We start from the raw sequence: 13,484 nt of genomic DNA on the forward strand, positions 1-13,484 counted from the left end.
ATATTACACTAGATAAATTTTTAGATATACATGAGCCTAAGAGAGGAGAGTGGGGGACGGATGGTCGGAAACATCATAGAGAACAACATGGTGACCATTTCCGGTAAGATTATCTCAGATGTAGAGTTTAGTCATGAAGTATATGGAGAGGGTTTCTTTTATTTTTTACTTGATGTACCAAGACTAAGTGACAGCTGTGACAAGATTCCGGTTACTGTTTCAGAGCGTTTGATATCAAAGCAAAAACTGGAGATAGGTAAGATTATTGAGGTGGAAGGTCAATTCCGTTCATATAACAGCTTTAATAACGAAGGAAATCGATTACTGCTGACAGTCTTTGCCCGCGAGATAACTTTTCTTGAAGATGAGAAAAAGATAAAAAACCCTAATCAGATTTTTTTGAACGGCTATATTTGTAAAAAGCCTATTTTTAGAACAACTCCATTCGGGAGGGAGATTACCGACATATTATTAGCAGTAAACAGACCATATAATAAATCGGACTATATACCCTGTATTGCTTGGGGTAGAAATGCCAGGTATTCAGAAAACCTTGAAATAGGAGATAATATAAAGGTGTGGGGAAGGATTCAGAGCAGGGAATATCAAAAAAGATTGGAATCCGGTGAAGTGATGACAAAAACTGCTTATGAGATTTCAGTTTCCAAAATGGAAGTTTGTACAGGTAAGGATAAATATACTGAAGAAATAGAAAATGAAGATACATAAAAAGGCCCCTCAAACTTAAATAAGGTTGAGGGGCTTTTTGGTTACAGTGCATGATATTATCTAATCCAAAGCTTTAACCGCCTGTTTCTTACCATGTATCTCCACTGTTTCATTAAGTACGGGAGCAGGTAGTAATCTACTCCAAAAGCTCTTCCCGCACCTCCCAGCATACAAAGAGCTGCAGGGATATACCACCATGTTTCCGGGTATAAGCCTGTAGAAAGCAGAAAATTTAGGTTCAGGCCTAAAGCAGCAATTGCAGCCAAAAATGTAAAGGTACCGCTCAAAAATGCGAGTCCCAGCCCAATTTCGGTCAGCACAATCAGTATCTGAAATAAAAGGGCATTAGGAACTATTATGTTATCTGCTATCCATGCATACCATGAAGGAGTATGTGCCGATACTATCCTGAAAACCTTCTCTCCCGTTTCGGACACGGATGCACTTGTATTACCATCTGTTGCAGTACCGGCAAGTACTGCTTTGTTCAACCATCCCTCGCTGAATTTTGACAGACCTTCCGCCAACCAGGAGTAGCCCAGGAACAGTCTTACAGGTACAAGCCAGAAAGCTTGTGTCCTAGTGGAATAGTGCTTCTCGATCACGAATTTTTCCTGCTGCTTATTGAAGAATTCATGTTTTATATACTTGATAACCAATTCAAATCCGCCAATTCCAAATAAGTAATGTATATTTACCAGATACTTCATCAATATGGCAAAAAGCCTTGGCAGCTCATACCCCATAAGGTTTGTAACGGCAAAAAAGCTTCCTACAGAAACCATGACACCATGGAGTTTTGGTACAAGCTTGACTTTCTCCTTGCCCCTGATTTCAGCTAGAATATTTATCGCTGCTGCCTTACCGGTCTGCAAAGCACCTTCAACAAGTGCAGGCAAGGTATGACCCTCAGATACGAATGCTGAAATATCACCAATTGCATATACATTCTTATACTGTGTCTGTGTATACTCGTTTACTGTTATTCTGCATGTCCTACCCTTGTCGATGCTTATTTCATCTGTTATGCAGGCAGCTCTTACTCCAGCTGTCCAAATCAATGTATTTGTCTTTATAGCAGTTCCATTTTTCAGTTCGACTGTATTCTCAGTAACTTTGGTTATTGGACAGTTTGTAAGAACCTCGACATTAAGCTTTTTAGATAAATAATCAACTGTTTTTCTGATGCTCTTTTCCTTAAGATTACTGAGTATTGTATTAAGTGCTTCTACAAGTATAAGCCTGACCTCATTTCTTTGGACTGAATACTCCCTACAGAGTTGTTTGACCCATAGTGCAAGCTCACCTATCATCTCAACACCTGTAAAACCGCCCCCACCTACAGCAAATGTTAGCAATACCCTTCTGGACTCTGCATTCTCCTCTTGAGATGCCTTTATGAAGCACTCTTTGACGTGCTCTCTTATTTTAATGGCATCATTGAATGACCACAATGAAAAAGCAAATTCTTCCATACCAGGGATACCGTAGTAGTTAGGCTCACTTCCGGCAGCTATCACAAGGTAGTCATACGGGTATGTATTATTGAGAGAGATGAGTTTTCTGCTGTCAAAGTCTATATCTTTAATCTCATCTTTAATCAGTTTTACATCTGTATACTTGAATATGTCACGAAGAGGTACTATAACGCCATCTTCTGTAATCCTGTTGCCTGCTACCTCATGTAATTCAGTAAGCAGAGTATGATATGAATTTTTATCAACTATACTGATTTCTATTTCGTCCGAGTTTTTCTTTCTTTTATGTAATGCTAATGCTGCTTCGATTCCGGCATAACCTGCTCCGAATATAAGAACTTTTTTAGGCATTGTTCTTCCTCCTGTCAAGTCAATGAATTATGCATACCTGGAAAGCTATATGCAAATAGAACATTTCTTATCATTATTTTTTCTATAAATCTATTTTAAATTCACTGAAGGAATTGAATTCTGCTGAACAAATATGTATAAAAATCCTATTTCAATTTGTTGCATTAATGTTTATAATTAAACTGTTTATTATAGTAAAAAATACATATAGTAAAGAAATAACTTGACTTTGGAGAATGGCGGGATATATTGGATACAAGAAATAAGATTTCAGGAAAAGTATCAAAAACTGTTTTGATTTTAAGTATGCTTTTATTTGGTTTTTCTGCGTGTTCGTCAAAAAGTATGGAGCCTGTTGAGCATCAGGACTATCTTATGGGGACTGTGATTTCACAAAAGGTCTATGGGGAGGAAGCACAAAAAGCTATAGACAGAGTAAGTGAGAGAATGTTAGAAATAGAAAAAAGGATGACTATAAATGCACCCGGCAGTGAGACGGATAAACTGAACATCAATGCAGGGAAAAGTGATGTGAAACTTACACCTGATGTAATTTATGTTTTAAATACTGCAAAAAAGTTTGGCAGGCTGAGTGATGGAGCATTTGATGTTACTGTAGGGCCTTTAGTCAAAGCATGGGGGATTTTCACTGACAATGAGAGAATACCAGCAGACGGAGAAATAAACCGGTTGATAAAACTTGTAGGATATAATGAAATCAATGCCGATGAAAAAAATAATATTGCCGGGCTTTCGAGGCAAGGACAGGTAGTAGATCTGGGGGGAATTGCAAAAGGCTATGCCGGGGATGAGGCGATCAGGATATATAAGGAGTTTGGGATTGGCACTGCCTATATAAACCTGGGCGGAAATGTTATTGTCATGGGAAAAAAGCCGGATGGGACAGAATGGAGAGTTGGGGTTCAGGATCCACGGGCAAAAAACGGAGAAATAATAGGTGTGATAAAAACTACTGATAAAGCTGTAGTCAGTTCAGGAGACTATGAAAGGTTTTTTATAAGAGACAATAAGAGATACCATCATATATTAGATCCAAGAACAGGCTATCCTGCGGAATCGGGTCTGATAGGAACAACTATAGTTGCTGACTTATCAATAGAGGCTGACGCACTATCTACCGCAACATTTGTATTAGGGCTTGAAAAAGGTATGAAACTGATAGAAAGTCTTAATGGTGTAGATGCAATTTTTATTACAAAGGAAAAAAAGGTTTTTGTAACTTCCGGTTTAAAGGATAAGTTTAGTCTTAATAATAAAAACAAGGAATATAGCTATGGTGAAAAAAGGTGATGCAGTACTGGTAATATCTATTGCCTTTCTGGTAATATCAGGTTTTATCGGGATGAATATTCTGGATAAAAGCAGTAAGCACAGAATTGCGGAAATCATCCACAATAACGAAGTTATCCGCACAATAGACCTGAGTAGTGTCACAAAACCGGAAAAAATTAAGATTCCGGGACAGTATGATGAGGTTGTGGCGGTTGAAAAAGGCAGAATCAGGTTTGAAGAAGCTACATGCCCTGATCTGGTTTGCGTGGCAAGAGGTTGGTTGACGAAAGTAGGAGATTCGGCTGTCTGTATTCCTAACCGTACAATGATAAGGATAAAGGGAGTCAACGAAGAACTTGATGCGGTCACATACTAGCTGAAAACAGGTAACCGGCTGCCGGTTACGGACAAATAAGGAGAAGAATTTCGTGAAAAATACAAAGAAGCTTGTACTACTGGCTATTATGGTATCACAGGCACTAGTACTGTCCCTGGTCGAGTCGTGGATACCGGTACCGACTTTTGTTTACGGTATCAAACTTGGACTTGCAAATATTGTCACACTGGTGGTTATAGTGTTTTTCGGATTTAAGGATGCACTGCTGGTGGTATTGGTAAGATGTGCCCTAGCAGCCTTATTTGGAGGCGGATTTGTAGTTTTTCTATTCAGTATAACAGGTGGGATACTAAGTACTATAGTTATGTCGTTTTTATTCAAAAAATTATCAAAGGTTTTTAGTTTGATTGGCATAAGTATTGCCGGTGCCGTCACTCATAATCTCGGACAGATAATAATTGCAATTCTGGTGATGAAAACCTTATCTGTAGCAGCATACCTGCCTGTTCTTCTTGTATCAGGGGTAGTAATGGGATGTTTCGTAGGATTGTGCAGCAGCTTTTTATGTACCGTACTAAGAAGGAATAATGTTATCAATCAGTAATTCTATTTATTGAATTTCAACAATTAATCATGATGAGAGCGGGGCTGGTTTACCTTGTGGGCGGAGTATCCGGAAGTAGAGAAAGAACTGGAAGTTGTAGAGAAATATATCAGGGATAATATTCGTTCAAGAAACAAGCTGTTGAATTCCATAGTGACTGAACTTGTCGATGCAGGTGGAAAAAGGCTAAGACCGGCTTTTGTCATTATTGCTTCCAAGTTTGGCAAGTATAATCCCAAAAAGTCTATTCCCATGGCAGGAGCTTTCGAGATATTGCATACAGCGACGTTGGTACATGATGATATCATTGACCATGCAAAATACAGACGTAGTAAAAAGACGGTTTCACACAGGTATGGCAGCGATATTGCAATCTATACCGGCGATTTCCTTTTTACAAAAGCTGTTCTGATGCTGTCCAGGGATATACCCACAGATCAAATGGAGATTGTTGCAAGAGCCATTAAGGTTATTTGTGAGGGGGAAGTAGACCAATACCAGGACAGATATAATGTTAATTCGTCGGTCATGTCCTATTTGAAAAGAATTAACAGGAAAACAGCCGTATTGTTTAGCACTGCTTGTGCCGTAGGAGCATATTTATCCAAGTGCCCTGCAAAGGTTGTCAGAAATCTGGCCAGATTTGGCTTTTGTTATGGAATGGCTTTTCAGATTAAGGATGATCTGAAGGATTTCCTTTCTGATGAAAAAAGCGAAGGGAAGCCGGTAGGACATGATATTTTAAAGGGGATATTTACCTTGCCTGCCATATATGCAATCAATAAGAACAGTGAAGTAAGAGCTTTCATAAAGAGGTTGACAGATAAAAAAGAGAATATAGAAGATACGGAATTGATTGAACTTTACGGCTTAATAAGAAAGGAAGATGGGATTAGGTATACGGGAGAAATCCTGGACAGGTATATTACCAGGGGAATGACGGCCTTGGACAATATTCCCGATAACAGATACAAAAAAATACTGAGGGAACTTTTAAATGAGCTAGCCCTGTAAAGGTCAATTTGGTCTTGAAATAGTATATAATAAATTATATTATTATATTTAGAGGGTTAAGATTGGAAAAGTAGGTTGAAAATTCATTTCTAAAAAAAGAAAGGGTGGATACCTATGGTTAAAGTTGTCTTTGGCAGAAAGGGAATGGGCAAAACCAAAATCCTTGTAGAAGAAGCTAATAAGCTTGCGGTGGAGAGTTCCGGAGATATTGTATTTATCGATGACAGCAGCCATTTGATGTATGATTTGAAACATGAAGTCAGATTCATTAATGTATCTGAATTTCCTTTGGTTGGCTCTGACGGTTTTCTGGGATTTGTTTGTGGTATCATATCAGAGGATTACGATATCGATGCCATATTTATCGATGGATTGACCTATATTCTGAAGCAAAAAGTTGATACTCTGGAAGGATTTTTCAAGAATATTGAGCAGATTTCTGAAAAATACAATATAAAATTCTACTTTAGTATAAATAGTGAAACAGGAATAATTCCTGAATTCTTAAGAGAGTATGTTACAGCATAAACAATGTTTTGAATGATTCTTTGATTGAATGAACAACTGATATTGAAAAACTGCCTGTCATAAGGTGGTTTTCTTTATTTGGTATGAAAATGGCGGATAATTGAAAGGGAACGGAATGTATAAGGTTGCATCGGTTATAATCAGCAATTCAACACGGGAGTTTGATAAAGAATACGACTATAGTATACCACTGGGTTTCGAGGGGAAAATTATACCGGGACAGAGGGTTATTGTACCTTTCGGTAAAGCTAACAGCTCTCGTGAGGCTTATGTTGTTGATACATTTTTCAGGGAAGAAACAAAAAACCTGAAAGAAATAAAAAAGATCATTGATGAAAAACCTGTTCTTAGCAAACAGATGCTGAAATTGGCAGGATGGATAAAAGAAAGGTATATTTGTACGTACAGTGATGCAATAAAATGTATGCTGCCACCGGGTATAGGTGTCAAAAGCAATCGTGTCGTCAGAATGGTTAAAGATGACAACTGCCTGAAAGGCAATCTCAGAAAGATGCTGGATGAACTCGGACAAATGGGAGGAGAATGCGAATATGAAGAACTTAAAAGAAGAATTGACTCGAAGAGCTATAATAAATATATAAGGCAGCTGGAAGAATCGGGATGCATTGAACTTACTGAAGAATTCACCGCCAAAGTAAGTGATAAAACCGTAAGAGTTGCATTTCTTGCACTCCCAAGAGAAGAGGTCATTGAAGAGATTGAAAGCAACAGGATACAAAGAATCCAGCAGGTTAGGATCCTTGAGATGCTGCTCGATAATGAATTTATTGCCGTAGCCGACATTGTAAGGTTTGCAGGAGTATCTGCAAGTGTACTGGATACTTTAAAAAAGTATGGGTACATCGGGTATAGGGATATAGTAATAAACAGGGACCCGTTGAAGCACAGAACGATTGAAAGTACAAGTCCGCTATGTCCAACTCCGCAGCAAGATGCAGTAATCGGGAGAATCAGCGAGGTGATAGAAGCCGGCAGCTTTGGAGAGTTTTTAGTACATGGAGTCACAGGAAGCGGAAAAACCGAGGTATACCTTCAGTTGATCCAGAGATGTCTGGAAAAGGGAAAGCAGGCTGTAGTCCTGGTGCCGGAAATATCACTGACACCACAAATGGTCGAACGTTTTAAAGGCAGGTTTGGAAGTGATGTGGCAGTACTTCACAGCAGATTATCTTTGGGTGAACGGTACGATCAATGGAAGCTGATAAAGGGAGGACGGATAAAGGTTGCAGTAGGGGCCAGATCTGCCGTTTTTGCGCCTTTTGAAGATTTAGGCATGATAATCGTCGATGAAGAGCATGAGAGCTCATATAAATCTGAAACAACCCCGAAGTATAATGCAAAAGAGGTTGCTCGAGAAAGATGCATTCAACATAGTGCTGTTATAGTTTACGGCTCGGCAACACCTTCGGTGGATGCCTATTTCAATGCTATAGGCAGGAATTGGGGCTCAGAAGAAGGTATAGGACTGCTTGAAATGACTGACAGGGCAAACAGGATGAATATGCCGTCTGTTGATATAGTTGATATGAGAAAAGAGCTGGAAGATGGAAATAGGTCGTTATTCAGCAGGAGGCTGCTTGAAGAGATAGAAAAAAATATTGCTGCAAAACAGCAGACGATACTGTTTCTAAACAGAAGGGGTTATTCTTCCTTCGTACTATGCAGGAGCTGCGGCTATACGGTTATTTGCCCCAACTGCAATATATCTTTGACATACCACTCACATGATGAAAGACTAATTTGTCATTACTGCGGATTCACTACAAGAAATCCTGAAGTTTGTCCCAAGTGCCGGAGTAACTATATAAGGCATTTCGGTACAGGCACCCAAAGGGTTGAGGATGAGATCAGCAAACAGTTTCCCGGGTGCTCTGTAATTAGGATGGATATGGACACCACAAGCTGCAAGAACTCACATGAAAGTATACTTCGTACTTTCCGCGAACAAAACATAAATATTTTGATAGGTACACAGATGATAGCCAAGGGGCATGATTTCCCTAATGTAACATTGGTAGGAGTGCTTGCGGCAGACAGTCTGCTGAACACAGGGGATTACAGAGCTTCCGAAAGGACATTTCAGTTGCTGACTCAGGTTGCAGGGCGTGCCGGGAGGGGAGAAATCCCCGGAAGAGTCGTCATTCAAAGCTATAATATAGAGGATTTCAGCATACTTACAGCATGCAGGCATGACTATAAGGGGTTTTACAATCAGGAAATCAAGATAAGGGAAAGTTTGAATTACCCGCCTTTTTCAAATATAGCTGTGGTAATGTTAAGTGGCTTGTACGACAGGGCTGTTTTTAATAAAGCAAAGGAAGTCAGAGAAAATATTAGGGCACTTGGAGCGGAAAAAGACAATGGGATACTTGTTCTTGGCCCTTCAAGAGCACCAATATCTAAGATAAATAATAAGTACCGGTGGAGGATTATATTAAAGAGTAAGGATATGGATAAACTTATAGGTATGCTGAGTGAAGTATCTGATAGATTTTATAAGAAAAGAAACAAGATAAATATAGATATGAGTGTAGATATTAATCCGACCTCTATGCTATAATTAGCGGGGATACTCCACTACAGTCAGCAATAATCAAACATGCATCGGAGAAGGTATTGGAATTTAAATGGTATAAAAAATCTGTGTGAATATAATATTTATAGGTGAAGCAAAAAGATTTGTGTTTATCTGATATATTAATAAATTGGAGGATATAAAGATGGCAGTAAGAAGTATAAGGACAGACGGTGATGAAGTTTTAAGAAAGGTTTGTAAAGTGGTTGATACAATAGATAACAGAGTACTTACTCTGTTGGATGATATGGCGGAAACCATGTATAAGGCTGACGGGGTGGGTCTGGCAGCGCCACAGATCGGCATACTGAAAAGAATTGCTGTAATCGATGTAGGTGAAGGATTGATAGAACTGATAAATCCGAAGATCATAAGTGAATCAGGCGAACAACTGGAAGTAGAAGGCTGCTTAAGCATACCGAATGTACAAGGTGAAGTGAAAAGACCTGAGAAAGTGGTTGTTGAAGCACTTGACAGACAAGGAGAGAAATTTGTTATAGAAGGAACTGGGCTCCTTGCAATAGCTTTATGCCATGAAATCGACCACCTTGACGGTGTATTGTTCAAGGATAAAGTAGTCAGGTTTATTAACAAAGAGGATTTGGCAAATAGAAAATAAATTCTGTTTTAGTATTACAACGAGGTGAACTGATGAGAATAGTCTTTATGGGAACTCCGGAATTTGCAGTTCCGAGTCTGGAAATGCTTGTTAATGAAGGTTATGAGGTTGTTGCAGTTGTGACGCAGCCTGATAAACCGAAGGGAAGAGGCAATAAACTTGCTGCTCCGCCTACTAAGGAGTATGCTCTTAAGAATAATATAAAAGTTTTTCAGCCTGTAAAGGTGAAAACACCAGAATTTGCAAAGGAACTGGAAGATTTGAAACCTGATTTGCTGGTAACGGTAGCTTATGGCAGAATACTACCCCAAAATGTACTCGATATACCTCCATTGGGCTGTATCAACGTACATGGTTCGCTTTTGCCGAAGTACAGGGGAGCAGCTCCGATACAATGGTCAATAATAAACGGTGAGAATGTTACCGGTATAACAACTATGTATACCGATATCGGAATGGATACCGGAGATATGTTACTAAAAAGCGGAATAAAAATTACTGATGATATGACGGCCGGTGAACTCCATGACAAACTTTCAGTTATTGGAGCCCAGGTACTTAGGGATACACTCAAAAAACTGGAAGACGGTACTTTGGAGAGGATACCTCAAATTAACGAAGAAGCTACATACGCGCCTATGATGCAGAAAGAGACAGGTCTGATTAACTGGACAAAATCCTCAAAAGAAATACACAACCTTGTAAGAGGTACAAATCCATGGCCTGGAGCATATACCTTTTTTGGTGGTGAGAGGGTGAGAGTGTGGAAAACAGAAGTATCAGATGACTCTACAGCCGGTCAAAAACCTGGAACGATTCAAGAAGTTGGGAAAAACGGTTTGATTGTATTTACGGGGAGGGGTCTGATAAAGATACTGGAAATTCAGCTTGATTCCGGGAAGAGGATGAAGGTTGGAGACTATATTCGTGGTCATAAATTAGATTTGGGTGAGGTACTTGGATAAAAGTCTAAGAACATTTTTAAGACTATCATTTTTTTTAATATTGCTTTTTTCTGCGGCAACTGTATTTTTTGTTTGTTTTTACCGTTATTCTACTTTAAACACCTATAATTATATATTATTAATTTTAATAGCATTGACAATAATAATAATGCTTTTAATTGTTTGCTCTGTTTTGTGTATACTTTATATGTACAAGACGAGGAAATCCAACAGGCTGTTATTATGGATGGCAAATATGGGACTGAAGGCGCTTATGCCTTCTGTTATTTATATTGCGGGAATTTTTAGCGGTAATAAAGATACTATAAGACAGTTGTATATTGAATTGAATAATATGATTGTACGCAAGTCCCAAAACAGAAAATATAAACCTGAAGAGATACTTGTTATACTCCCTCATTGCTTACAGAATTCTGATTGTGGATACAAGGTGGCAGGAGATATTTCCAAATGTAAAAGATGCGGAAGATGCTGTATTGGGGAAATTGCCAAAGCTACTGAAGAATTGGGAGTTAAAACTGAGATTGTAACAGGTGGGACTGCAGCAAGAAATATAGTAAATACCAAAAAACCGAAAGTCCTGCTTTCTGTTGCCTGTGAAAGAGATCTGACAAGCGGGATATCTGATATAAGCGGTATTCCTGTGTTCGGTATTATAAACGACAGACCGAACGGGCCTTGTATAGATACAAAAGTAAATACAAGTTTGGTTATAAGTACATTGAATAATATGCTGGAGCAAAGTAAGAAGGTTCCGCAAGACGAGCTGTTACACTGACTAAAACATTATCAGGTGTATGTGGGAAAAACTAGAAAACTAAAATAAGGAGGTTGTTTTATGTTTGGGTATGGTCTTGATCCATATATAATTCTTGTAATACCTGCTTTTTTGTTCTCCTTATATGCCCAGTTCAAGGTTAAGAGTACATTCAATAAATATAGAAGGATAGGTAATACAAGAGGTTTAACAGGCGCAGATATTGCAAGAAGCCTACTCGATAGAAACGGGTTGTACCATGTTGCTGTAGAACCGGTAAGAGGTGAATTGACAGACCATTATGATCCAAGAACAAAAGTGGTCAGGCTGTCAGAAACAGTTTATTCCAGTACTTCAGTAGCAGCTATTGGTGTTGCTGCTCACGAAACAGGGCATGCAATACAACACAAGCTGGGGTATGGGCCGCTTGCTTTAAGAAGCACTTTGGTCCCTGCAGCCGGAATAGGTTCATCCATAGGACCTACACTCGCAGTAGTAGGTCTGGTATTTGGCTCTGACTTAATGTTGTATGGGGGAATAATCCTGTTTACTATAGCTGTTGCTTTCTACCTGGTTACTCTTCCTGTGGAATTCAACGCAAGTACCAGAGCTATAAAATCCCTTGAGACTACAGGTCTTTTAAGTATAGGAGAAATCGGACCGGCAAGAAAGGTTCTAAATGCTGCAGCCATGACATACGTGGCTTCAGCGGCGGTTGCCATAGCAAGTTTGCTGAGACTGGTACTTCTGGCAAACAGCAGAAGTAGGGACTGAACAGGATGACAATCGGAAACAGGTCAAGTTATTAATTTATTATAGAAAAGTGAGAGAATTATGGTAGTAGATTTTGCAAGGGAGACGGCTCTAAAAATTATATACGAAGTAAATGAAAAAGGTGCCTACTCCAATATAACGTTGAATAAATATCTGGAAAGTGCTGAAATTAGGAGTATTGACAGGAGTTTTATTACTGAACTTGTCTATGGAACACTGAAGTGGAAATTGTCCATTGACTGGATTATTGAACAATTTTCTAGCGTGAAGCTTAAAAAGATTTCTCCATGGATACTGAATATATTAAGGCTTGGAGTTTATCAGCTGATGTATACCGATAAAATACCGGAATCTGCTGCATGCAATGAAAGTGTAACCCTGTCCAAAAGATTTGGACATGCAGCTTCCAGCAGATATGTAAACGGTGTGCTCAGAAATATTGCACGGAACAAAAAAAGTATTAACTATCCCGATCCGGAGAAAGACAAGATAAAATATCTGGCAGTCAGGTACTCTCATCCCGAATGGCTGGTTGATGAGTGGCTGAATTTGTTTGGTGCCGAGTTTACAGAGAGTCTTTTAGTCAGTAATAACAGTGTTCCCGATTTGACAGTCCGTGTGAACACTTTGAAGGTTTCGAAGGAACAACTGCTTGAAGGCCTGAAAAATGAAGGCATGGAATGCCAAAACGGAAAATATGCAGATGAGGCTGTCATAATAAACAACCCTTCGGCATTGACCAGACTGGAGACCTTTAGTAACGGATGGTTCCAGGTTCAGGATGAAAGCTCCATGCTTGTAGGAAAAATTCTTGATCCGAAACCCGGTGAATTGGTAATGGATGTGTGTAGTGCTCCCGGAGGAAAGTCTACACACATTGCCGAGCTTATGCAAAATAAAGGTGTGATTGTTTCAAGGGATATTCATGAGCACAAAATTAAGATGATTAGTGATGCTGCAAGACGGCTGGGAATAGAAATAATCAAGGCGGATATTTTTGATGCATCCGAGCTGGACAGTACTTATGTTGAAAAAGCAGACAGAGTATTGGTTGATGCACCCTGTACCGGTTTGGGAATTATCAGACGAAAACCTGATATAAAATGGGCTAGAAATCTGGGGGATACAAAGGAAATCGTGAAGCTGCAGGAAAAGATACTGGATGTCTCCAGTCAATATGTAAAACCAGGGGGGGCGTTAGTATACAGCACATGTACTATCGTTCCGGAAGAGAATGAACATATGGTGAAAAGCTTTCTCAAGAAAAATGATAAATTTGCTCTTGCTGATATAGCCGATCTGCTTCCTGACAAATTGAGAAAACCGGATTCCAATAAGGGTTTTGTCCAACTGTATCCTAATGTGGACGGTATTGACGGATTTTTTATTGCAAAGCTCGTAAGGGTGAAATAGTAATAAACGAATAAAAGGAGATGAAA

13 protein-coding genes are annotated in these 13,484 nt (G+C 39.1%); 12 read left to right on the plus strand and 1 reads right to left on the minus strand.

Going from position 1 to position 13,484, the window contains the following annotated elements; all coding sequences use genetic code 11:
* The first annotated feature begins 60 nt into the window (after positions 1-60).
* Positions 61-729, plus strand: coding sequence for a single-stranded DNA-binding protein (locus N3I35_02730; GenBank protein ID MCX8128997.1), 669 nt, complete (start codon positions 61-63; stop codon positions 727-729).
* Between the two features lie 56 nt (positions 730-785).
* On the opposite strand, the gene N3I35_02735 is transcribed toward N3I35_02730, so the two are convergent.
* The gene (locus N3I35_02735; protein ID MCX8128998.1) at positions 786-2,558 is read right to left on the minus strand and encodes an FAD-dependent oxidoreductase; all 1,773 of its coding nucleotides are present in this window, start codon (positions 2,556-2,558) and stop codon (positions 786-788) included.
* Between the two features lie 249 nt (positions 2,559-2,807).
* Here N3I35_02735 and N3I35_02740 point away from each other — a divergent pair, with 249 nt between their 5' ends.
* The 11 genes from N3I35_02740 (at position 2,808) to rsmB (ending at position 13,458) form a co-directional block, all read left to right on the plus strand.
* The gene (locus N3I35_02740; protein MCX8128999.1) at positions 2,808-3,869 is read left to right on the plus strand and encodes an FAD:protein FMN transferase; all 1,062 of its coding nucleotides are present in this window, start codon (positions 2,808-2,810) and stop codon (positions 3,867-3,869) included.
* Entirely contained in the window at positions 3,853-4,227 is a 375-nt protein-coding gene (locus N3I35_02745) for a NusG domain II-containing protein (GenBank protein ID MCX8129000.1), read from the plus strand. Before N3I35_02740 ends, N3I35_02745 begins: the two co-directional genes overlap by 17 nt.
* A 52-nt stretch (positions 4,228-4,279) precedes the next feature.
* On the plus strand, positions 4,280-4,792 hold the full coding sequence (locus N3I35_02750; protein MCX8129001.1) for a Gx transporter family protein: 513 nt from the start codon (positions 4,280-4,282) through the stop codon (positions 4,790-4,792).
* A gap of 54 nt (positions 4,793-4,846) precedes the next feature.
* Positions 4,847-5,806: a polyprenyl synthetase family protein gene (locus tag N3I35_02755; protein ID MCX8129002.1), complete on the plus strand. Its 960-nt coding sequence runs from the start codon at positions 4,847-4,849 to the stop codon at positions 5,804-5,806.
* A gap of 114 nt (positions 5,807-5,920) precedes the next feature.
* A complete protein-coding gene (locus N3I35_02760; GenBank protein MCX8129003.1) occupies positions 5,921-6,334 on the plus strand; it encodes a hypothetical protein in 414 nt (137 codons plus the stop codon).
* 115 nt (positions 6,335-6,449) lie between these two features.
* The gene (gene priA, locus N3I35_02765; protein ID MCX8129004.1) at positions 6,450-8,915 is read left to right on the plus strand and encodes a primosomal protein N'; all 2,466 of its coding nucleotides are present in this window, start codon (positions 6,450-6,452) and stop codon (positions 8,913-8,915) included.
* Between the two features lie 160 nt (positions 8,916-9,075).
* On the plus strand, positions 9,076-9,549 hold the full coding sequence (gene def / locus N3I35_02770; protein MCX8129005.1) for a peptide deformylase: 474 nt from the start codon (positions 9,076-9,078) through the stop codon (positions 9,547-9,549).
* A gap of 32 nt (positions 9,550-9,581) precedes the next feature.
* Positions 9,582-10,514: a methionyl-tRNA formyltransferase gene (gene fmt, locus N3I35_02775; GenBank protein ID MCX8129006.1), complete on the plus strand. Its 933-nt coding sequence runs from the start codon at positions 9,582-9,584 to the stop codon at positions 10,512-10,514.
* Positions 10,515-10,749: 235 nt separating this feature from the next.
* The gene (locus N3I35_02780) at positions 10,750-11,292 is read left to right on the plus strand and encodes a DUF116 domain-containing protein (GenBank protein ID MCX8129007.1); all 543 of its coding nucleotides are present in this window, start codon (positions 10,750-10,752) and stop codon (positions 11,290-11,292) included.
* Positions 11,293-11,352: 60 nt separating this feature from the next.
* Complete coding sequence (locus N3I35_02785) at positions 11,353-12,045, plus strand: zinc metallopeptidase (GenBank protein ID MCX8129008.1); 693 nt, start codon at positions 11,353-11,355, stop codon at positions 12,043-12,045.
* A gap of 60 nt (positions 12,046-12,105) precedes the next feature.
* Positions 12,106-13,458 (plus strand): 16S rRNA (cytosine(967)-C(5))-methyltransferase RsmB, encoded by a 1,353-nt coding sequence (gene rsmB / locus N3I35_02790; GenBank protein MCX8129009.1) that lies wholly within the window; start codon positions 12,106-12,108, stop codon positions 13,456-13,458.
* Positions 13,459-13,484 lie beyond the last annotated feature (26 nt).

This window comes from Clostridia bacterium, assembly GCA_026414765.1.
Classification (GTDB): domain Bacteria; phylum Bacillota; class Clostridia; order Acetivibrionales; family DSM-27016; genus SKW86.